Raw genomic sequence first — 20588 nt, forward strand, 5'->3', positions numbered from 1 at the left:
ATTACGAGAGATAGTCACGCATGCCTTGCAGTTGTCGCTTGGCCCGATTGAAGAATGCTTTGGAAATGCTGCCGTCGTCGAGCAAACGGCGCGGCGAGGTGAAAACCGTTGCTTTGGAGCTGGTAACCTGTTTCAGTTCACCTTCTTTTTTGAGGTTCAGAGCCATGCGGCCGTCTTCGGCCTCGTTCTGGAAATCACTTCCCACGATATTGGCATACACCCGCGAGCCACTCACCTTGAATCCGCCGGTTCTGCGGCCTACCTCAGTTACAAATCCCATATTAAAGCCGTAGACATTCAGGTATTCGCGGTTTTTCTTCCGGATCTGGATCATCAGGCCGGCAAACTTTTCGTAAAGCCAAAGACCTGTACGTCCATGCCCGGCAGGTGGCATGAATGCGTAATTTCCGTAAACACCGGTAATATCCGCGTTTTTTGCCATCGGTTCCACCATCAGGTCGATCCAGTCTGGCGGATAGAAGGTGTCGGAATCAGCGCAGAGGTGGAATTTGCCGCGCGCATGGTCGAGGCCCATTTGCCGGGCAAAAGGTGTTCCCTGGACAGTTTGCAGGTAATTCCGTACGCCCAGCGTATCGAGGACCTTCTGTGTGCCGTCGGTAGAGTTGTTGTTGACGACGATGATCTCGACTTTGTACCGCGTGTTGCTCGCCGAAAGCGACGACAGGGTCCGATAGATGTTGTTCTCCTCATTCCAGGCCGGAATGACCACCGAGACTTCCGGGGTTTCATCCTTGAACCGGCTGATCCGCTCCCGTAAGGCCTGAATTTCGCCTTCGGTAAGGTCTGCGAAGCGCTTGTTTGTAAAAAGGTGCGGTAAAATCCATTTAGGTAAGCCCAATAAGCTCATATTCTGGCAATCAGTAGGTTTTGTACATCTTCACAATCAAGCTGGCCCATGCGGCGGGCAGTTGGGAGGAAAGTTAAAACATTATTCCTGCTTTGCGCAAAAATATTGTAAAATTACTTCGCATATTGCGTTTGGTTCCAATCTTGCCCACGACCTGATGGCCTTTCAGCTTTTACAGAAATTAAGGAACAAACATTTTCTTTCACTGGCCGGAAACGGTATTATGTCTGTGCTAGGGATGCTCAATATGATCATCCTGTACCGCGCATTGCCTGTGGCGAGTATAGGGATGTGGGTGTTCTTTTTGTCGATATTACTCCTGGTCGACACATTCCGGTCGGGTTTCCTGACCACGGCTTTCATTAAGTTCTACGCGGGCGCCAACGACGCCCGAAAGCGCGAGGTGGTAGGTTCTGCCTGGTTTATTGGCGGTGCCATCACAGGCATTCTGGCGCTGATCAACATTCCGGCATTCCTGTTTTCGGATTGGTTTAAAAACCCTTCGGTGGTATTGTTCGTCGAATGGTTCGGCATTATTTACATCGCCTCGCTGCCGTATTTCATTGCTTCCTGTGTAGTGCAGGCCGAGCAGCGGTTCGACCAATTACTTTGTATCCGTTTTCTGAGCCAGGGGTTTTTCATCCTTTTTGTGATGGTGATGGCATTTACCAAAACCGCAAATCTGCAAAACATCATCTATGCCTATTTGGGGGGAGCGGCGCTTACAAGCATTTTTACGATCGTTATGGGCTGGTCCAAGCTCGCCAATTTCAAGGACCGCACCACCGAATGCATTAAGGAAATATTCCATTTTGGTAAATTCTCGGTAGGTACCACATTGAGTTCCAATCTCTTCGGAACATCCAATACCATGATCATCAACTTCATGCTCGGCCCGGCTGCATTGGCGGTGTTCAATCTGGGGCAGCGGCTGATGGAGATCATCGAAATACCGCTCCGCAGCTTCGCCGCCACGGGCATGCCCGAGCTCTCGGCCGCCTACAATGAAGGCAACCGGCCCAAGGTGATCGACACGATGAAACGTTACGCGGGGCTTATCACCATGGCATTGTTACCGGCCTGCATTGGTGCGGTAATCCTGGCCGACGTCGCGATTCATATTATAGGAGGGGAGAAATACATCAATTCCGAGGCCGCCAACATCATGCGCTTGTACATGACCTTCGCGCTCCTGTACCCGCTCGACCGCTTTTTTGCGCTGACACTCGACGTTATCCATCAGCCTAAAATCAATTTTATCAAGGTACTGATCATGCTTGCGGGCAGTGTTATCGCCTCTGTGAGCGGTATTTATCTTACCGGCAGCATTTACGGCGTGGCGATTGCCGGCGTGGTGCCAACGCTCATTGGTGTGGGGATCGGATACTGGGGACTCAACCGTTTTCAGCCTTTCAGCATTCTCAGCGTATTCACGACGGGCTATGCCGAGGCCGTTAACCTGGCCAGGGTGTGGTGGGGAAAGCTGATGGTTCACAAGGCACAATAGTGGATCATACTGGATAGGTGTTGCGTCTGGGCTATTGATGCGATACGGAAAATGGCTGCGGAAGGCGCACTATTGGTTTGCGGATATATTGTAAAAATTTCTAAATTACCACAGCGCCCGGCTCCGGGCCGACGATCTGCCGTAAATCTACCAATACGCCTTGCCAATGAAACTGAAAGGACATCAGATCATTATCTTTGGCCTATCCCGGTTTGACGCACCTATTGAAGCCGCTAATTACACGACAGCCAAGCTGCTCGCGCGGGAGAATGAGGTGTACTATATCGAGAATCCATTGACGCTGGGGGACTTTTTCAGGCTTCGCAAAAAGCCTGAATACCAGTTGCGCAAGGGGCATTTTTCGCTCACCCGCCATTCGATGATCGAAACCGACATTCCTAATCTGAAAGTTATCATTCCGCCGATATTGCTGCCGGCCGACTTCCTTCCGGAAAACGGGATGTTTCGTACTATATTGAAATTCAACGAGCTTTTGATCCGTACCAAGTTGAAAAGCATTCTCCAAGCGTACAAGATCAGGGATTATATTTTTATCAACTCATCCAACTTCCATTACCCTACGGTTACCGATGGTCTGATGCCCAGGCTGAAAGTGTACCACCGCCTCGATCCGGTGCTCCCGTTTAACCTGCGGCATGGGGTGGTTTCCGAGGATATTCTGGTCAAACAGAGCGATGTGGTGATTTGCAGCAGCAAGAAGGCATACAAGGAAAAGAAAAGGCAAAACCCGTACAGCTATTTTGTGGCCAACGCCGCCGACCTGGGCCATAGCAGCAAGGCGTTAAATCCGCGTTTGCCGGTCAACCCGGCTATTGCCGCATTGAAAAAGCCCGTAGTCGGTTATCTGGGGGCGATCGAGCGGCAGCTGGATTATGATTTGCTGCAAAAGGTCATATTGTCCAACCCCGACAAGAGCTTCGCATTCGTAGGCCCGGTTTCCAGAGAATTCGTGCCCGATTGGTTTTTTACCGCCGAAAACGTGCATTTCTCCGGCCCGGTCGACCACGAAGATATGCCGGCGGTGATCAAGGGTTTCGATGTGGCGCTGATTCCGTTCAAAAAGGATGAAGAAAATAGCAGTATTTTTCCGTTGAATCTCTTCGAATACCTGGGAGCAGGCAAGCCGGTGGTGGCCACCGACTTTAACCCGGATTTAAAAGAGCTTTCCAAAGGCGCGGTGAAGTTCTGCGAAAATGCCGGAGGTTTTTCGCAGGCCATTACCACAGCATTACAAACCGACGATGCGGAGCAACGTAAAACGCGGGTGACGATTGCCGCAGAAAATACTTGGGAAAGCCGCGTTGATGCCATTGGCGACATCATCTATTACCACCTCGAAGAGGTGATTCAGCCTTGATAGTTGCTGATCGCTAGATACTGACGATGGACTACCGACCACCGACCGCCGACGGCTGACGGCTGACGGCTGACCGCCGACGATAGACCATGGTTGGCGGTCTGCTGGTCGATGGTCTATCGTCTATGGTCGGCCGTCAGCGGTCGGCGGTCACTTCTCGATTTGTACTGAAAGCGCATTTCGATGTGCTTGTATGTCCATGCCGAGACGAAATAGATGAGTATGAAGTTGAAAACGAAGAGGTAGGAATAGGCTTCGGGCGGGAATTTCAATATGCGGATGAACAGCACGTTGAAAAGACTGATCAACAGGGCGTGCGTCATGTAGATCGAGTAGGAGTATTGTCCGAGCTTGTGCAGCAGCTTCACACTTTTGAATGCTTTTGAAATGATGCCTTTCTCAAATGAAAAGGTATAAATGCAAATGAAGAACAGTATTTCAAAAATAGCGCCCCAGGGCTTCATGACCTCGCCGTTGTAAATGCTGAGGGTGATCAGGGTAAGCGATAGGATCTCGCTGATTGAAAACAATACGGGCGACCATTCACGTACCCGCATATGCGTGTTGCTGAAAAGATTAAAGCAAAGTACACCTGTGAAAAAACCGAGTATACCCCGCAAAAAGCCGTAATCGAAGCTGTAATTGATCTGAAAACTGTTGGATACCGACCAGAGCGCGGTGAGTGACACGACGATCATCAGCCCATACCAGGCGTTTCGGCTGCGGAACTGGTTGCTGCGGTGAATGTAAACGACCAGGCTTCCGAAAACAAGGTAAGCCATCATTTCAGCGCTGATAGACCAGCTCGGGATGTTCCAGCTGACGTCCTTTACGCCCGGTACCGGGGTGGAGTTGACCAGGAAAAGCGACGTGAAAAAAGTGTAGATATTGTTCGCCGGGTTCACCAGGTTGTTCACCTTAATGTACGGGCTGAGCATGTTTTTAGCTACTTCCATTCCTACAAATGCCAGGAGCATTACCAAATGCAGCGGATAAATGCGGTAAACGCGTTTTTTCAGAAACAACCTGAACTGCGCCCAATCGGCCAGCGACTGGTAACTGTACGCGATCACAAACCCGCTGAGGACAAAAAAGAAGTCCACGAACATATCCGAATTCTCAACGAAACGGTTGTTCAGAACGGGCGTATTGGCAAATGGCCCCAGGTGGAACAGGAAAACGAGTGAAGCAAACAGGCCCCGAAAAATATCCAGAACTTCGAAGCGGTGTTTCATGGGAGTGGCTGGTTGAAATAGAATGTGCTGATAAACCGGTTGAGGCCTGTGTCGGGCTCGTGCTCGTAGGCGAATTCGTCGGAAGCCTTGGTCATAATGAGCAGCCCGAAATGCTCGCTGGTATCCGATAGCAACGCGGGCATTTCCAGCTCGGCGAGTTGTTCGATGAAGAATATCGCCCGGCCCGTCTCGTCGGTGCGCACGCAGAGCGAATCCATGCCATTGTGGTAAATAGGGAAATCCAGCGGCCGTACCATTTCTTCCAGCGGCCACATAATCTTTTTCTTATCCTGGCCGGTAAGCACGAGCGGCTTGCCGTAATCTTCTTTTTCGAGGATGACTGCATCCATCGTCAGCCCGATTTTGAGCACCGATTCCCGCTCTCCCGAATGCTTCACGGCATTGGTAAGCAGCTCCATGATGACCCATTTGATTTTGGCCATCAGGTCATCGTGAAGCGGGGAATTGCCCGTCTTTTGCCGGATGTGGTCGAGGCACAGCTGCAGCGTGCCCGGAATACCCTCCCGGTTACTTTTGAAAACTATCGTGATCTGATCCGAATCCTCCCTCATAAACTAGCTAAGTGTTCCCAGCGCCTCTTCATAGTCGTTAAATATCCTGAATACCTTGTCCATCCGGATGAGCGTGAGCAGGTTCTTCACATCCGGCTTCAGAGAGACCAGGTAAATATCGACGTTGCGCGGCATGGCGTATTTCAATGCGACTACCAGGCTGCCCAGAAATGAGCTGTCGATGTAGTTCACGTTTTCAAAACTGACGATCACCAGCCGCACACCGTTGCCGATGATTGTGATCATTTCCTCCTTGAATGCTTCTGCATTGGAGAGGCTGGCCTCTTCCGGTAAAATCGTGGCCTGTACCACGCGATTTAATTCCTCAACTTTCAGTATCATAAAGGGCTATTGTTTTTCTATAAAAATGATGCTCGCATCATCCATTTGGTTACTATCGTCGATCAGGTCAAGCACATGCTGCCTGATCAGCCCGAAACTGTCGGGCGTGCCGAGATACGGGGTTATTTTCTCTACAAAAAACGGGTAGTCGCTTTTCTTTGAGCCGTTGGATGGAATATCGATCATGCCGTCGGTGAAAATGGCGAGCTGATCGCCCCGCTTCATGGTCATTACCTGCTTGTCGTAAAGGCCGTCTTCCAGCAAGCCCAGCAGCAGCCCGGTGGACTGGATGGTGGAAGTGCTTCCCGTCTCGCGGGAGAAGCTCACAAGCGGAAGATCGCCCGCACCTGTATAATGCACTTCGCCGGTGTGCGTGTCGAGCAGCAAAAGCGAAAGGCTCGACAGGATATTCTGCAAGCTTTCGTCGAGGTAAATCAACTTGTTGATCTTTTGTACGATGGTCACTAGATCAAAATCCTGGTCGAGCACGCAGAAGCGGATCGCAGCGCGGATGTAGCTCAGAAAGCCGAATGTGAAGAACCAGGCTTTCCACTTCTTACCCATGATATCGCCTAGAAATGCGAAGCAGAAACGGCTGTCGGCCTGCACGAAATCGATGAAATCACCACCGGGATAGCCACGGTAACCCTTGTGCCAATAGAAAATACGGTAACCGGTAACGGCCGGCGCATGCGTCGGGATTGATTTGACATTGAGCGTTTCAGCAGCGACCTTCAATTCCCTTACCGACCTTAGGTGTTCGTTTTCAAGGGTTTTGATGATGTTGTTGAGCTTGGTGATAATTACCGGGATCGGCGTTTCCTTGTTGATGAAGTCCAACGCGGACATATTCAGACCTTCCAGCACCAGCTTGTTGTCGGTAAACGAAGTCAGGAAAACGAACGGTATATCACTGATATTCGGATTGAGCAACACGGCCTGCCTGAAATCGAAACCGTTCATTTCGGGCATGTCGTAGTCGGACAGGATCAGGTCCGGGGTTTCCACGAGCAGCATGTTCAACGCCTCGGTTGCCGATTCGCAGAGCACGCAGTTGTATCCTGCTTTCAATAGGGCATGTTCGATAACCTTGCGGAAAAGCAGGTTATCCTCCACGAGCAGGATCTTTTTGACGGTAGTTTGCGGCTCGACGAAACTGATCATTTTTTGTTGAAGTTTAATACAAACAAAAGGACTCCACCAAAAATAATCAGCAGCGAGACAAGGTCCATGATTGTGACGCCGTCATTGATATTGAAATAGTAAACCGTAAAAAGCTCGAAACTGGGCGGTGCTGGCATGATGATCATCGCAAATCCGACGATGATCAGCAGGATCGCCAACACGAACATCACACCTCTCTGCACGATTCCGCTTCGCTTGGGTGTATTGATCCGGCTGTCGAACTGGTTTTCGGCCAGAAGCTTTTCGAGACCTTCGAGGAGCTCTTCGCGAGAAAGGTTGTTGTCCTGATCCAGCTCCCTGAATGGCGCCAGCTTTTTCTGAGTAGCCGCCGAGCGCTGGAATGCATCCGCGATCTCCTTCTGGTAATGTTTTGAAAGGTGCGTGTCGACATCAGCCTGCTCAATCGCTTCGATCAGCTCGCTAACCTTCTTTTCCAGTCGGGCAATATCCTGTCCCTGAGGACTGGATAGATTAGAGCCGGATTCTTGGTTGTTGAGCTTACGGTTGAGTTGCACGCTGGGATAGTTTTTTCGTAAGAAAGGCCGTCAGGAACGCATTCAGGATGTTTTTTGTAAAAAACCGCGATCATTCCCGGATTTTGGTTAAAGCTATGTTTTTATTGTTAAATTTGAAATAGTTCTACAAATCAATAAAAATATTCCTTTGTTTTCGGCAACCCGAACGGCCCAGTTTTGCGCATGAAAAAAGTGTCCATCGTAACGGTGAATTTCAATCAGCCGAAGGTTACCGAAGACTTATTGAAATCGCTGGCGGAGGTGAATACCTATCCGGGTCTGGAAATCATCGTCGTCGACAATGGGAGCAAAGCAAACCCCGTGCCTGAATGGCAGGAGCGGTATACGGAAATCATTTTTGTTCGTTCGGAGCTTAATACCGGCTTTGCAGGAGGGAACAATATCGGCCTGGCGCAGGCCACGGGCGACTACCTTTTCCTGATCAACAATGATACCGAGGTCACCGCAGACCTGATCGGTAAGCTGGTGGACACCATGGAGGCCAACCCGAAAATCGGCATGATTTCTCCCAAAATCCATTACTTCGATCAGCCCGGTATGCTGCAATACACCGGCTACACCCCAATGAACTACTACACCTGCCGTAATGCATGCATAGGGCAGTTCGAGCAGGATCGGGGGCAGTACGATTTTCTCTCCGGCCCGACCGGCTACGCACATGGCGCTGCGATGATGATCAGCCGCGAAGCCTGGCAGAAAGCGGGTGGAATGGCCGAAAACTATTTCCTTTATTACGAGGAGCTTGACTGGTGCGAACGCATCAAACGGGCAGGATATGAAGTCCACGTGAACCTTGATGCGTTGATTTACCACAAGGAATCGGTATCAGTAGGCAAACGGACTGCCTTGAAGGAGTTTTTTATGAACCGTAACCGCATTTTATTCATCCGAAAAAATGCGCCCGGTTTCAGGTTCTTCGTGTTCTGCTGCTATTTTATGCTGGCGGTGGTTCCCCGGAATATTATTCAGTATATCAAAAACAAAGAATACGGTTTCATCCCTGTTTTTTGGAGCGCCATCACCTGGCATTTCAAAAATGATCCCGATAGCACAAACCTAGGCTTCCCGTTGACCCGCTGATTTATGGAAATACTTTTCTGGCTCAGTCTGTTTATTGTTTTCTACACATTCCTCGGTTACGGCATCGTGCTGTACATACTCGTCCGCATTCGCAGGGCATTCAAAGGAAAGAGGCTGGCTCCCGGGATGGATCAGGATTTTCCGACACTTACGTTGGTGATCGCGGCTTATAATGAGGAGAGTATTATAGAGGAAAAAATCGCGAATACGCTGCAACTCTCATACCCCGCTGGTAAGCTGAGCCTTATTTTCGTCACCGACGGCTCCTCCGACCGCACCCCCCATCTGGTGGCCAATTACCCTCAGATCAAGCTCATGCACACACCTGTGCGCAGCGGCAAGATCCTGGCGATGCACCGCGCCATGGATGAGGTAGATACGGAGGTGGTTGTTTTCACCGACGCCAACACGTTTTTGAACAAGGAGGCATTGCTGCTGATCGCAAGGCACTATGCCGATGCCAAAGTGGGGGCAGTCTCCGGGGAAAAGCGGGTGATGCAGGATGCATTGTCGGATGCCACGGCGGGCGAGGGATTTTATTGGAAATACGAGTCGACACTCAAAAAGTGGGATTCTGAGCTGTACTCCGTGGTAGGGGCGGCAGGGGAGCTATTCAGCGTCCGGCGGTCGCTGTACCGCTCGGTGGAACCCGATACGATCCTGGACGACTTTATGATTTCCATGCAAATAGCCGAACAGGGGTATCGCATTGTTTACGAGCCAGATGCTTATGCTTCCGAGCTGTCGTCGGAGAATATCAAAGAGGAACTGAAAAGAAAGGTGCGCATCGCGGCGGGCGGGATCCAGTCGATCCTGCGGTTGCAGAAATTGATGAACCCGTTCCACGATCCGCTGCTTTCCTTCCAATACATCAGCCACCGCGTGCTCCGTTGGACGGTGACCCCGTTTCTGATGATACTGGCATTAGCTCTCAATATATTAATTGTAATCCAATCCGGCGGTGTGCTTTACCAACTTCTGCTGGCTGGACAGGTCGGATTTTACGGGCTCGCTTTGGCAGGCTGGATACTCGAAACGCGGAAGATCAAGGTGAAAGCGCTTTTTGTACCTTACTACTTTTGTATGATGAACTATGCCGTGCTGGCTGGTATCAGGCGGTATTTCAAAGGTTCGCAAAGCGCGGCATGGGAGAAATCCAAAAGAAAAAGCGCATAGCCTCAGACTATGCGCTCATTCATTCCTTCAATTAATTTAGAGTTGTTTCAGCCGTTCGGATTCCGATTCAAGAATAGGGATCAGTTCTTCGATCTCCACTGAAATGTTATGGTACATTTCCAGTAGTTGTTCAACGGGATCGTCGTTCTTAATGGCCTTTTCGAGCACTTCTACCTTCGGACGCACGTGCGTCAGGCCGGTCATCGTGAACGAAGGTTTTAATCCGTGCACGATACTGGCCGATTCTTTGAGGTCGCCCGATTCGAGTGCACCTTGTAAGGACTGCCAGCGAGGCACAGAGTCGCTCAGAAATGCATCAAAAATCATGTACAGGATTACAGGATCTTCTCCGTAGGCCTGGTCGATGTAGGCAAGGTCCAGGGCGGGGTTGAGTTGTAAGGCCATCGTTTTGTGTTAAAGTTTTTGCAGAAGCTCAATTAGTGGGATTGGTAAGGTATTATTCGAAGAAATACTTCGACAATATAACCGCTTTCTGCAAAACTATCACATTATTGTTGGTTCTCCTGCTCTTTTATCTCTTCTTTGGCCGGCTGCTTGGCGTCCTCCTTTGCATTCTGCCGGGCTTTTTTGCGGAAATACCTGCGGAAAAGGAAGTTGGAGCGAAGCGCAGTCATATTTTCGTCCAGTTTTTCGGTAGTGCTTTCGAGGTTTTTCAGCGTTTCTTTCAGGTTTGCAGCTGTTGCTTCGTCGTGTAGTAGTACGCCCAACGGGCTGGTTTTGTTCGAGTTAAGGTCTGCGCTGGCCGTTTTGAGGTTATTAACCATCACATTGGCCGAGGAGACGGTTTCGTTCAGGCGTGCGATTGTCCCGCGCAGGTCTTTCATGATCACCGTGTCGGTGGCGAAATCGTTGGCCAGACCTCCTTTTTCGTTCAGTTTGGAGGTATAACCGGCCAACGAGGCGGTCAATGCTTGTGCATTTACAGACGCTTTTTTCATCGCACCCAGGGTCTGGTCCAGGTCGTTGTAAAGCCGCTCGTCGTTTAGCAGCATCCCTACGGTGCCTTTTCCGGCCAGGATATTCTTGCTGATCGTCTTGAATGCGCTGGTAATGCCCAGCAAATTCTTGTTGTTTTCCGAAAGCACAGCCAGCATTTCTTCCGTACTCTCTATTTTTTCGACCGCTATTTCATCACCGTCCTCAATGGAAGGCACTTTTTGCGTACCACCGTAAATGACGATGATTTTGTTGCCGATCAGACCGTCAGTGCTCACTTTTGCCTTGGCATTCTTACGGACAAACTCCTGTGATTTTTCCTCGATGTTCAGCATTACCTCCACTTTGGAATTGGCCAGGAAGCGGATGCTTTTTACGGTCCCGATCTTCACCCCGGAGTACCAGATGTTGTTTCCGATTTTCAACCCGTTCACATCGTCAAAAATGGATTTGACGGTAATGGCCGAGGAAAAAACCTTTTTCATACTCCCGATCGTGAGTATCCCCACCACGAAAATGAGAATGCCGATGATGACGAAAAGGCCTACGTTAATGGATCGTTTGGTTGATGTTGCCATTATTACTGAATAAAATTATAGTCGTAAAAACTCTTGATCCGCTCTTCGTCGGTATCAAATACTTCTTCAAAAGTGCCTGTTTTCAGAAACTTGCCGTCAAGCAGCATCGCTATGCGATCGCCTGTCTCCCGCGCGCACGTGAGGTCGTGTGTGATGATGATCGAAGTCGTTTGGTATTTCTCCTTCACTTCGTTGATCAGCTGGTTGATTTCCAGACAGGTGATCGGGTCCAGCCCGGCTGTCGGCTCGTCGTAGAGCATGATTTCCGGTTTCAGTATGAGCGTCCGGGCGATACCGATCCGCTTGCGCTGGCCGCCTGAGAGCTCTGCCGGCACCTGATTAATCGTTTGCAGCAGGCCCACCGCGTCGAGCACGTATTCCACCTGCTCGTCGATCTCCGCGCGCGTGAGGTTCGGAATGTTGCGTACGAGCGGGAATTCAAGGTTTTCGCGGACCGTCATGCTATCGTATAACGCGCTGTTTTGAAACGAAAACCCGATTTTAAGACGCAAATCGCGCAGATCGTTGCCTTCCAGCCGGGAGACTTCCTTGCCAAGTACGATACAATCACCGCGGTCTTGTTTGAGCAAACCCACCATAATCTTGATCAGTACCGATTTCCCGGTTCCCGACCGGCCCAGCACGACCATATTTTCACCTTTGTTCACAGTAAGGTCCACGCCCTGCAATACATGCAGATCGCCGAATGACTTATACAGGTCGCGTACCTCGATAACCGGCTCGCCGGGTTTGAAATCTTCTTCCATTTTAGATTCTGAAATAATTGGATACCTGTACGATGATCACCTCCTCAATGAAAATGAGGAACATAGAGGTCACCACCGCTGAGTTGGCCGCCTTACCGACACCCTCGGTACCTTTGCTGGCGTTATAACCCTGGTAGCTGCCCACGATCCCGATCGTGAACCCGTATGCAATCGCCTTTGCGACCGACGTCCAGATGTCCAGGAACGTGATCTGCTCGAATGCGTTCTCGAAGAAGGCGATGAAACTTGTTCCTTCATTCAATGTCACGTTCAAGAACGCGCCGAGCAAGCTGACGAGCGCGCAGTAGAACATCAGCACGGGGATGGCTATCGTGCAGGCCAGCACCCGGGTTACCACCAGAAATTTGAATGGGTTAACGGCCGAAACCTCCATCGCATCGATCTGCTCGGTAACACGCATCGATCCCAGCTCGGCGCCGATGCTCGATCCGATCTTACCCGCACTGATGAGCGCGGTTACCAGCGGCGCCAGCGCACGCACAATCGCGATCGCTACCAGCGACGGCAGCCAGGAAGTAGCCCCGAATTCGGACAATGACGGACGCGATTGTTTGGTGAACACCATTCCGGTAATGAATCCGGTGAGGCTGATCAGGAGCAAGGACCGGTTTCCGATCGCATAGCATTGCCGGACAATCTCCTGGAATTCCATCCGGCCCCGGAAAACCTCGCGGAAAAAACGGATGAAGAAAACATACGCATTATAAACCGCCAGTAAGGCATTGTCCAGATTCTTGCCGTATACAAATTGCTTTTTTTTAGCGCTCATTCAATCGGTACAATTGTATTAAACTTTATTTATCGGGCGGTTGTGGTCAGCGCGCCCGTAAGTCCCAGCATTCGTTCTTCAAACCATCGCATCCGATAGGCGTTCATCGCGTTTTTGCCGAGTTGGTCCAGCAGCCGGTAGTTGACGATCACACCGACCGCCGCCCCGATTCCCGGGATCAGCTGAGCCATTTTTGCCAGGTCGATGTAGTCGCGGTATTCCTGCTGGAATGTCTTCCAGTTGAACTCGTGAATGTCCGCTGGAAGGTCCTTGCTGCGTAAATCCCATTGGATCATTCGCGAAAACACCTCTTGCCGGCCTTTCTGGCTCGAAAACGTCAGTTGAAAAATATGGAGTATAAAAAGCCGTTCCCTATAATCGTTGATCGGCCTTCCGTACAATGCTGCAATCTCGAAAAGTAGTTTGATTTTAATGCCTATCAGGATAGGAAATTCTGCCAATGCGAGCCAAAAACCTCCCGCGCCGGTAATACCTCCCTCCGCAGCCCCGGCCTTTTTATAAAATTCGATCTTTTTGCGAACCGCTGTTTCCATTTCTTCCAGCGAGGCGCCCGGGATAGATTGCGTGGTGGTATATTCGGCCCCGGTGAGCACGCCGCGCACCATTTGTTTGATGGTACCGGTGATCACGTCATGGATTTTGTCGGGAATGATGTCGTTGATTTTATCCTGAAATCTCTTGGAGGTCCTGTCGATAAAATTCGGCCGCTTCTGCATTTTCAGCTGCCACTTGGTCAATTCAGGTTTTATCTGCTCTTCATAACTGTTGATGTGCATATCGTTCAGGGCTATTGTCGGACAGGATAGAGAAACGTTGGCCTTTGCTACCGGATAGCAAAAATCATTCCATTATCGTATAAAGTCAAAAGCAGCTGTAAGAATTCCCGGAATGGAGGGCCGCTCGGGGAATTACCGATGGACGGTCGGGAAGATGTGCAGGTGGTTGCCTCTGTCCGGGAGCCCAATACTAACAACGCTTACTATTATATGTTCAAATTATCTGACCCATAGTTTTTTAGTGAAAAATTTGCCATTCGATTCAAACCGGATTAAATGCATTCCCGAAACTTGCTTTGGGACTGTGAATGAGGACTTCGCACTGCCCGAGATCTTTCGGTTCGCTAAAAACTGACCATTCAGGCTAATCAGTCTGATCATGCCTGTTTGCGGCCTGTCAAAACGAATCGTTACCTCGTCACCACGAAGGGTGGGATTTGGAAAAATGTCAAAAGGTGCGTTCTGGTCTTGTTCTACACCTAATACCAATGTGGGTGCTACTTCTGCGTAGGCGGGCATGGATTCGGCTGCGTCGTTAATGGCTATCAGCCTGTACAGGATAGGGGCCGCGGATTCCCCCGGTTGGTCAAGCCACTCCACAGTACTGCCGGCTACCCGCGCCACGAGGGCATAAGCAGTTGCATCGCCCATCTTACGTTCCAGAATATAGCCTTTCGCGCCGGAAACCGGCTGCCACGAAAGCCTGATGTTACTTTTTTCTCCGTTGAGAGCGGTCAGGCTGGTTGCCGGTAATGCGCTGGCAATGGGCACATCAAAGAAGGTAAATGCGCGCATGCCCTTCGCATTGGTAATGTATGGCCCCGTGAAAGGGTAGTAAGAGCTCTCTTTTTCGAGATAGGGCGGCAGATAGTTGAGCGTTGCAGCGTTTTGCGCAGCTCTCAGGTCCAGGGTAACCCGGTTACCTTCCGCTTTTCCGCTTGTTACTCCTCCTGATTGGTGATCGAGGTAGAAGAAGTCTTTCAAATCCAGTACTTGCCCGCCCTGATGTTTGTAGGGTTCGGGGTATTTCAATTCCTGGCCTTCGTCGAACACGAGCGTCAGGCTCTTCTTTTCCGCAGAATTGTAAAATGCCTTTCTGAGGTTGGGGGAGGCGATATTGACCGTATCGCTGGATGCGTAAAAGTCGCGGAGCATCAGGCGCGAAAGCTCGGTACCGCTTTGCCTGTTGCCTTCGCGGTTGTAGTGCAGGCCATCGAAACCGGTGGTACCGACAGTTGCGATACTCGTAATGTCGGGATAGATAGCCGCAAGCCGTCGTTGGTAATCCCGTATCAGAACGCCGATGAGCGAAGGGTGGTAAATAATGTCGATCTGGAAAACATACAGCTTTTGCAGGCTTGGGAAATCCATTTTCAGGTTTTTGCGCAAAACATCGAAATGTCCTTCCCAATTACCTCCCTCGCCGTAAGCCTCACTTTCGCCTTGTCTGAAAATGTAAGCCTTCACCGCGTGGGCGACGCCCGCCTTTCGCGTGCGGTAGAGCATTCTGCCATAGCCGTTGTTGAAATCAGTAGGGTTGCTTTCGGTGCGCTGTGAATGCGAATAGGCGGAAGACCAGTGGTAGCCTGCATTGATAAGGCAGTTGGGGATCCCCGATTTTTCCATGAGCTGCTTTTGGATTTCAAAACCCATGGTCCCCACGCCATTGTTGTAGGAATGCATGTTGGAAAGCGTCCAGAGCGTGTCCGCTTCTTTATAAGTTTCAGTATTGAGCGTGCCAGTGATCTTTCCAAAAGTCCGGCAAAACATGCTTGTGTCGCCCTCGCCGAAAAAACCGGTCGAATTGGATTGGCCCGACAATATATAAACGTCGCCGCTCACCACGCGGGTGCGGGTAACAAGCAGCGACGAGTCGGCATCCTTGCAAAGGAAAACCTTGAAATCATAATTCGCACGTTCGGCTTTGATACTCGCTTCCGTGCTGAAAGTGCCTTTGGTGTTGGCTCCGTACTGAATGCCCGCCCGCCGGTATTGATAGGGCTGGCCGTTGCGTAATACCTGTACCGAGACATACTTCCAATCCGGCGCTTCTACCACACCAGCTATGGGCACGTGCGCCTGGCTTGCGGCATCGCGCGGGTAAAGCTGGTAATCCTGCGGCAACTTGCCGAACGATACCGGGTTGAAACGCTGAGCATTGGAAAAAGTAACCGACAATAGCGTTAGAGCAAATGACAACAAGCAGTGTGTGGCGGCTCTTTGAGAGATCCTACCAGGGAGGAGAGTTTTCAGCACAGGGTTTAGTTAGTTTATTTTAATCGAACAGGTTTGACCCCTTCACGCGTGATTTTCACTGGGTTGATCATCCCTTTTTCATCGAAGGACATGACGTCTATACAAGTTTCGCGGTGGTTGCCGTCTGTTTCGGTCAATGGGCGGCGGTGGTACACAATATACCATTCATCCTTACCCGGAATCTGAATCACCGAGTGGTGGCCGGCGCCGGTCGCTACCGCGGGATCCTGTTGCAGGATTTTACCTACACGCTTGAACGGCCCGAAGGGCGAATCGGCAATGGCGTAGGCCACAGAATAGTTAGGACCTGTCCAGCCGCCTTCCGACCACATGAAGTAGTATTTACCATTGCGGATAAACATGAACGGCCCTTCTACATAGCCTTCCGGTGTGATTTCACGGAATGTTTTGCCGTCTTCGAAAGGAATGAAACCGGTAAAATCGCTTTTCAGTTTAGCGACATTGCAATGCTTCCAGCCACCATAAAACAAGTAATGCTGGCCGTCTTTGTCTTTGAAAACAAACTGGTCGATAGGCTGGGCACCATTGTGGAACTTGTCGATGAGCGGTTTGCCCAGGTAATCCTTGAATGGGCCCTCGGGGCTGTCGGCGACAGCTACGCCGATACCTCCTTTTTCATTGTCGTTCTGAATATCGTTGGCCCCGAAAAACAGGTAGTATTTTTTATCCTTTTCGATGATCGACGGTGCCCACATGGCGCGCTTGGCCCACTTCACGGCCGATGTGTCGATGATACTCGGGTGTTTTTCCCAGGTTACCAGGTCTTTGGACGAAAACGCATCCATATGTACCTGTTTGTTGTAGGGAGCGGAGTAGGTGGGGTAGATCCAGTATGTCTTATTGAAAATGATACCTTCGGGATCGGCATACCAGCCGGGGAAGACGGGATTGCCACTTGTCGGCTGGGCGGCGGTCGGCTGGGCGGCAGTCCGCTGGGCGAAGGAATGGTAGTAGCAAATGGTTAGGAGTGTTAAGGCAAGCAATTTTTTCATGATCAAAGTTTCGGTGATTGGTAATGTAACCGCTGCAAGATCCAAATTTTTGTTCAATTAATAACCCTCGCCAGCGCCTCCTCCGCCGAATGTACCACCTCCGAATTCGAGCCCCGGGCTGGTCGGCGTTACCCCAAGTTCCTGGGCAGCAATGACCGCTTGCAGGTTTTCAAGGCTGTTTTTACGGTTTTGCTCGTCGGAAATACCGTGTTTAGCCGTATGCAGATATTTGATCAGCATTATAGCCGTTGCGATCATGAGCGTACCCCCGAGCACGAGCTCCTGTGAGGCTGTCAGTACCCCGAAATAATGTACATAGGTATAAGCAGAGAATGCAAAGGCTATTAATCCGATGATAAACAGAATGCGGTCTGCCTTTTTTAACCCAAAGAATACATAGCAGACCGGGATGATAAATGTAAAAAAGTAGAACAAGGGGGCGAATGCGATTTGTGGAGCTACCGACACGTTCAGGCCATTGATCAGCGCATTCAGCTCTCTAACCACCAGGTAATTCCCGCCGAGATAGAAGGTGACCAACGCCAGCACTTCGAAGATCTGGCGGCATTCGTGGTAATAGATGTCTTTGTTTTTTCGGACCAGCGCATAAATCAACGCTGCTAGCACCATCACCGCAAACGGCAGCAGGGCTTTGCCAAGCGGGAACTTCATCATCAACTCGGCCATAATCGTGAATATCAACCCAAAAATCACGACCGGACCCAGCAGATCGGCGTAACGCAGGGTAGCAGGGACGATGATAGCCAGCGCTATCAGGCAATAGGCCCAAACCGGTGCGTGCTCAAAAAGCAGGAACACAGGCACCATTGCCGCCGTAATGGCCGCATACAGCAATGCATTATCGACACCAGAATGGAAGAGGTTTTTGGTTTTGATTAAATATTCCAGCATGAATACGAAGCATGCGCAGCAGATCAGGCTAAGCGTTGAAAACCCTACTTCGGAACTGGTGTCATAAATAAACAGCGAGAGGAAGCCCACAAAAAACGAGCAAGCGACTACGCCGAAAAGGAAGAGTCCGATTTTGACAAATATGCCGGGGCGGTAAAATTTCTCGGCAAAGTGCGCCTTTACCTCCTCTTCCTGTTCACTGGTGAGAAGATTTTTTGATTTCCATGCTGCTGCCTGGCGATGAACATACAGGTTTTCGACCCAGGTTTGGTTGTATGCCTTTTTCATTTTTTGATCGCCGGTTTGATTCCAAGGAATTTTTTAAAGTTCAGCAGGAAGTAAATCACGCCGATGCTTGAAAAGAAGAAGTAGAATATGCCTAACCCAAATGCGGCGTCAGGCCCGAGGTTATCAAAAATGGTGTAGGTGATAATGCTATACCCATACACCGTTCCCATCAGCAGGAACAGTAGCGATTGCGCATGCCGCGCGCGATGGATAAAGAAGTAGCAAAGTCCGATGCCGATGAAAAAATAGAGGATTTTAGGGCCATGGCTAAACAACCCGATCTGCGCCGCGATGCAGGCCAGGTTGCCGCCCATCAGCATGTAGGTGAATGCAAAGTGTTTTTTTACATTCTGCGTTTCCGAAATCCAGCCGACCACCGTGAGCACGCACCCGAGCGCGATAGCGGGCATGATCAGCCTGCCGTCTGAAAAGTCGTTATCGGCCAATACGGAAAGCGGGGCGATCGTAAGCCCGAGCCATGAGGCCAGCCCCGTGATGGCCATCGATAAGGCACCGCGGTGATCGAAACGGTAGGCGCAGAGAAAAAAGGCGACGGTAGGAATAATCACGGCCAGCCCGTACCGCGTGCCGAAAAGGTTGTACTGATATTGCAGATAACCTTCAAGCGCCAAAAATGTGGAACAGCCCAGCAGCAGCACGTAATCGATCAGCTTGTTGGGATTTTCGACTTTTTCACGCGAGTAGGGGAGGCTGTTTTTATAAGTGTAGTAAAAACAACCGGCGGTAATGAGCGCTATGACTGCTATGATCGCCTGATGACCGATCGTGTCGATATTCTCATAGATAAGGATCCCGGCGCCGGAGCTGAAAAACAGGATACCCAGGTAGAGTACAGATCGTAGTTCCCAGTGAATGGAAAATGCCTTTTCGCTTTCAAAAGAAGCGACGTTGTCGGCCTGCTGGTCAGAGATAATCCCCTTGCTTACCAGGGAATTAAGGATGGATTTTGTTGTCATGGAAGCTGAGACGAGGGAAAGTAAAGTTAGCAAACTTTGCCATGAACCGCGCTTCGCTTCGCTTTTTGAATTATTTAAAGGGGCATCGGAATATTTAACGGTACAATATTAAAAGCGCAGGGTGAAATCCTCCTTTACCTGCTCGCTGCGGAAGAATACAAGTCCTATCCAGAACAGATCGACTGTGACCGTCACGCGCGGATGCGCTTTGATGTACTGCCAGGCTTTTGTCATTTCCTCCGACCAGTAGATGTCGTCAAAAATGAACAACGAGCCGTTCTGAGCATGCGGAAGGCATTGTTCGAAATAGCGTACAGTAGGCTCGTAACGGTGGTTGGCGTCGAAATAAGCGAAATCGATCGGTTGGTTGAGTTTTTCCAGGCGTTTGGGAAGCGTTTCGTCGATATTGCCCAGCACGACTTCGATATTATCGGCATGCTGGCGCTCGAAATGCTGCCGGGCCTTTCCGGCCGTTTGCGGACAGCCTTCGAAGGTGATCAGCTGAGCATCGGGCTTTGCTTTCGACATATATAATGTAGTAAGCCCGAGCGAGGTGCCGAGTTCGAGAATGGTCGCCGGTTGAAAACGCCGGATGAGCCGGTAAAAAAGCCGGCCGAATTTGGCGGGCTTTTCTGCATTTTTCGCGATCGTACTGATTTTGCGCAGGTTTGATTTGTTCACACGAGAGCCCGCGCCCAGGTCGAGAATCTCGATTTGCTCATCGGAGCGCAGCAATTCCTTACGCAGTGAACGGATGGCTTCATATTCGGGATTGTCGTCCTTCCGGACGGCGATCACATTGTTATAAAGCTCGAAAAGGAATGGGGAATGAATGGAATGCTCGTTTCCGGAGCGCAAAAGGTACTTGATATAAGCAGCAATCAATGCAATGGAGTTTTAAAAGAGGCCGTTGCCCGGCCGGTGATTTAGTTGAGGCGATAGGGTGCTACCAGCGAAAACGCGGGGATAACGACGCGGAACTGCCGTCCGTCGAGCACCCGTTCCATCAGGTAAGTGCCGGCCATTTTGCCCATGTCGGTACGCAGGTTGCATCCCGAAACGTAGTCGTGCACATCGCCTGGTTCCAACACAGGTTGCAGCCCCACGATACCTGCTCCTTCCACTTCGCGCACGGTCCCGTTGGCGTCGTAAATCAGCCAATGCCTTCTCAAGAGCTTGACAGTATGCTCACTATGGTTTTCAATCAGGATCTTGTACGTAAATACAAAATGATCCTGACCCGGATTAGAATAGTCGGGCTGATATTCCGTCAAAACGGTGACTTTGACACCATCTGTAACTTTGGAAACCATATAGATCGAGGGTGTTGGAAAGTATTAAGAACGAAAATAGTAATCAATTGCTGATAAAACC

The 20588-nt window shown here is 50.3% G+C and carries 21 protein-coding genes; 4 read left to right on the top strand and 17 right to left on the bottom strand.

Features of this window, described 5'->3' with window-relative positions:
* Position 1: 1 nt before the first annotated feature.
* Entirely contained in the window at positions 2–868 is an 867-nt protein-coding gene (locus J2Y43_RS16685) for a glycosyltransferase family 2 protein (protein WP_309984693.1), read from the bottom strand.
* A 157-nt stretch (positions 869–1025) separates the two neighbouring features.
* Here J2Y43_RS16685 and J2Y43_RS16690 point away from each other — a divergent pair, with 157 nt between their 5' ends.
* Together J2Y43_RS16690 and J2Y43_RS16695 are read left to right on the top strand one after the other, a co-directional pair.
* Positions 1026–2375 carry a lipopolysaccharide biosynthesis protein gene (locus J2Y43_RS16690; protein WP_309984695.1) on the top strand — a complete coding sequence of 450 codons (1350 nt, stop codon included), beginning with the start codon at positions 1026–1028 and terminating at the stop codon, positions 2373–2375.
* Positions 2376–2541: 166 nt separating this feature from the next.
* The gene (locus tag J2Y43_RS16695) at positions 2542–3753 is read left to right on the top strand and encodes a glycosyltransferase (RefSeq protein WP_309984697.1); all 1212 of its coding nucleotides are present in this window, start codon (positions 2542–2544) and stop codon (positions 3751–3753) included.
* Positions 3754–3869: 116 nt separating this feature from the next.
* Here J2Y43_RS16695 and J2Y43_RS16700 read toward each other — a convergent pair whose 3' ends face one another.
* The 5 genes from J2Y43_RS16700 to J2Y43_RS16720 are packed head-to-tail and all read right to left on the bottom strand — an operon-like array spanning position 3870 to position 7602.
* Complete coding sequence (locus J2Y43_RS16700) at positions 3870–4988, bottom strand: acyltransferase (RefSeq protein ID WP_309984699.1); 1119 nt, start codon at positions 4986–4988, stop codon at positions 3870–3872.
* Positions 4985–5560 carry an anti-sigma regulatory factor gene (locus J2Y43_RS16705; RefSeq protein ID WP_309984701.1) on the bottom strand — a complete coding sequence of 192 codons (576 nt, stop codon included), beginning with the start codon at positions 5558–5560 and terminating at the stop codon, positions 4985–4987. The genes J2Y43_RS16700 and J2Y43_RS16705 overlap by 4 nt, the downstream gene beginning before the upstream one ends.
* Before the next feature lie 3 nt (positions 5561–5563).
* On the bottom strand, positions 5564–5902 hold the full coding sequence (locus J2Y43_RS16710) for an STAS domain-containing protein (protein ID WP_106595091.1): 339 nt from the start codon (positions 5900–5902) through the stop codon (positions 5564–5566).
* A 6-nt stretch (positions 5903–5908) separates the two neighbouring features.
* The gene (locus tag J2Y43_RS16715; RefSeq protein WP_309984703.1) at positions 5909–7066 is read right to left on the bottom strand and encodes a response regulator; all 1158 of its coding nucleotides are present in this window, start codon (positions 7064–7066) and stop codon (positions 5909–5911) included.
* Positions 7063–7602 (bottom strand): hypothetical protein, encoded by a 540-nt coding sequence (locus J2Y43_RS16720; RefSeq protein WP_309984706.1) that lies wholly within the window; start codon positions 7600–7602, stop codon positions 7063–7065. The genes J2Y43_RS16715 and J2Y43_RS16720 overlap by 4 nt, the downstream gene beginning before the upstream one ends.
* A 183-nt stretch (positions 7603–7785) precedes the next feature.
* Between J2Y43_RS16720 and J2Y43_RS16725 the strand changes: the two genes are divergently transcribed.
* Together J2Y43_RS16725 and J2Y43_RS16730 are read left to right on the top strand one after the other, a co-directional pair.
* Positions 7786–8703, top strand: coding sequence for a glycosyltransferase family 2 protein (locus J2Y43_RS16725; protein ID WP_309984708.1), 918 nt, complete (start codon positions 7786–7788; stop codon positions 8701–8703).
* A 3-nt stretch (positions 8704–8706) separates the two neighbouring features.
* Positions 8707–9879, top strand: coding sequence for a glycosyltransferase family 2 protein (locus tag J2Y43_RS16730; protein WP_309984710.1), 1173 nt, complete (start codon positions 8707–8709; stop codon positions 9877–9879).
* Positions 9880–9915: 36 nt separating this feature from the next.
* Here J2Y43_RS16730 and J2Y43_RS16735 read toward each other — a convergent pair whose 3' ends face one another.
* The 11 genes from J2Y43_RS16735 to apaG form a co-directional block, all read right to left on the bottom strand.
* Positions 9916–10284, bottom strand: a complete 369-nt coding sequence (locus J2Y43_RS16735) for an Hpt domain-containing protein (RefSeq protein WP_309984712.1) — start codon at positions 10282–10284, stop codon at positions 9916–9918.
* A 104-nt stretch (positions 10285–10388) separates the two neighbouring features.
* Entirely contained in the window at positions 10389–11414 is a 1026-nt protein-coding gene (locus J2Y43_RS16740; protein WP_309984714.1) for an MlaD family protein, read from the bottom strand.
* Between the two features lie 2 nt (positions 11415–11416).
* Positions 11417–12181: an ATP-binding cassette domain-containing protein gene (locus J2Y43_RS16745; protein ID WP_309984715.1), complete on the bottom strand. Its 765-nt coding sequence runs from the start codon at positions 12179–12181 to the stop codon at positions 11417–11419.
* Position 12182: 1 nt separating this feature from the next.
* Positions 12183–12971, bottom strand: coding sequence for an ABC transporter permease (locus J2Y43_RS16750; protein WP_223404177.1), 789 nt, complete (start codon positions 12969–12971; stop codon positions 12183–12185).
* 29 nt (positions 12972–13000) lie between these two features.
* Positions 13001–13768 (bottom strand): EcsC family protein, encoded by a 768-nt coding sequence (locus tag J2Y43_RS16755; RefSeq protein WP_309984717.1) that lies wholly within the window; start codon positions 13766–13768, stop codon positions 13001–13003.
* A gap of 219 nt (positions 13769–13987) precedes the next feature.
* Positions 13988–15967 (bottom strand): sialate O-acetylesterase, encoded by a 1980-nt coding sequence (locus tag J2Y43_RS16760; protein ID WP_309984719.1) that lies wholly within the window; start codon positions 15965–15967, stop codon positions 13988–13990.
* Between the two features lie 71 nt (positions 15968–16038).
* Entirely contained in the window at positions 16039–17037 is a 999-nt protein-coding gene (locus J2Y43_RS16765; RefSeq protein ID WP_309984721.1) for a glycoside hydrolase family 43 protein, read from the bottom strand.
* Between the two features lie 57 nt (positions 17038–17094).
* Positions 17095–18237: a hypothetical protein gene (locus tag J2Y43_RS16770; protein ID WP_309984723.1), complete on the bottom strand. Its 1143-nt coding sequence runs from the start codon at positions 18235–18237 to the stop codon at positions 17095–17097.
* Positions 18234–19214 carry a DUF2157 domain-containing protein gene (locus J2Y43_RS16775; protein ID WP_309984725.1) on the bottom strand — a complete coding sequence of 327 codons (981 nt, stop codon included), beginning with the start codon at positions 19212–19214 and terminating at the stop codon, positions 18234–18236. Before J2Y43_RS16775 ends, J2Y43_RS16770 begins: the two co-directional genes overlap by 4 nt.
* Positions 19215–19322: 108 nt before the next feature.
* Entirely contained in the window at positions 19323–20099 is a 777-nt protein-coding gene (locus J2Y43_RS16780; protein WP_309984728.1) for a class I SAM-dependent methyltransferase, read from the bottom strand.
* Between the two features lie 41 nt (positions 20100–20140).
* Complete coding sequence (gene apaG / locus J2Y43_RS16785) at positions 20141–20527, bottom strand: Co2+/Mg2+ efflux protein ApaG (RefSeq protein WP_090386807.1); 387 nt, start codon at positions 20525–20527, stop codon at positions 20141–20143.
* Positions 20528–20588: the final 61 nt, after the last annotated feature.

The sequence above is a fragment of the Dyadobacter sp. BE31 genome (assembly GCF_031457695.1).
Lineage (GTDB): Bacteria > Bacteroidota > Bacteroidia > Cytophagales > Spirosomataceae > Dyadobacter.

Bases quoted from the DNA above. Each gene is read 5' to 3' on its own strand.
- J2Y43_RS16685 (WP_309984693.1), bottom strand. From the start codon at position 868: ATGAGCTTATTGGGCTTACCTAAATGGATTTTACCGCACCTTTTTACA.
- J2Y43_RS16690 (WP_309984695.1), top strand. From the start codon at position 1,026: ATGGCCTTTCAGCTTTTACAGAAATTAAGGAACAAACATTTTCTTTCA.
- J2Y43_RS16695 (WP_309984697.1), top strand. From the start codon at position 2,542: ATGAAACTGAAAGGACATCAGATCATTATCTTTGGCCTATCCCGGTTT.
- J2Y43_RS16700 (WP_309984699.1), bottom strand. From the start codon at position 4,988: ATGAAACACCGCTTCGAAGTTCTGGATATTTTTCGGGGCCTGTTTGCT.
- J2Y43_RS16705 (WP_309984701.1), bottom strand. From the start codon at position 5,560: ATGAGGGAGGATTCGGATCAGATCACGATAGTTTTCAAAAGTAACCGG.
- J2Y43_RS16710 (WP_106595091.1), bottom strand. From the start codon at position 5,902: ATGATACTGAAAGTTGAGGAATTAAATCGCGTGGTACAGGCCACGATT.
- J2Y43_RS16715 (WP_309984703.1), bottom strand. From the start codon at position 7,066: ATGATCAGTTTCGTCGAGCCGCAAACTACCGTCAAAAAGATCCTGCTC.
- J2Y43_RS16725 (WP_309984708.1), top strand. From the start codon at position 7,786: ATGAAAAAAGTGTCCATCGTAACGGTGAATTTCAATCAGCCGAAGGTT.
- J2Y43_RS16730 (WP_309984710.1), top strand. From the start codon at position 8,707: ATGGAAATACTTTTCTGGCTCAGTCTGTTTATTGTTTTCTACACATTC.
- J2Y43_RS16735 (WP_309984712.1), bottom strand. From the start codon at position 10,284: ATGGCCTTACAACTCAACCCCGCCCTGGACCTTGCCTACATCGACCAG.
- J2Y43_RS16740 (WP_309984714.1), bottom strand. From the start codon at position 11,414: ATGGCAACATCAACCAAACGATCCATTAACGTAGGCCTTTTCGTCATC.
- J2Y43_RS16745 (WP_309984715.1), bottom strand. From the start codon at position 12,181: ATGGAAGAAGATTTCAAACCCGGCGAGCCGGTTATCGAGGTACGCGAC.
- J2Y43_RS16750 (WP_223404177.1), bottom strand. From the start codon at position 12,971: ATGAGCGCTAAAAAAAAGCAATTTGTATACGGCAAGAATCTGGACAAT.
- J2Y43_RS16755 (WP_309984717.1), bottom strand. From the start codon at position 13,768: ATGCACATCAACAGTTATGAAGAGCAGATAAAACCTGAATTGACCAAG.
- J2Y43_RS16765 (WP_309984721.1), bottom strand. From the start codon at position 17,037: ATGAAAAAATTGCTTGCCTTAACACTCCTAACCATTTGCTACTACCAT.
- J2Y43_RS16770 (WP_309984723.1), bottom strand. From the start codon at position 18,237: ATGAAAAAGGCATACAACCAAACCTGGGTCGAAAACCTGTATGTTCAT.
- J2Y43_RS16775 (WP_309984725.1), bottom strand. From the start codon at position 19,214: ATGACAACAAAATCCATCCTTAATTCCCTGGTAAGCAAGGGGATTATC.
- apaG (WP_090386807.1), bottom strand. From the start codon at position 20,527: ATGGTTTCCAAAGTTACAGATGGTGTCAAAGTCACCGTTTTGACGGAA.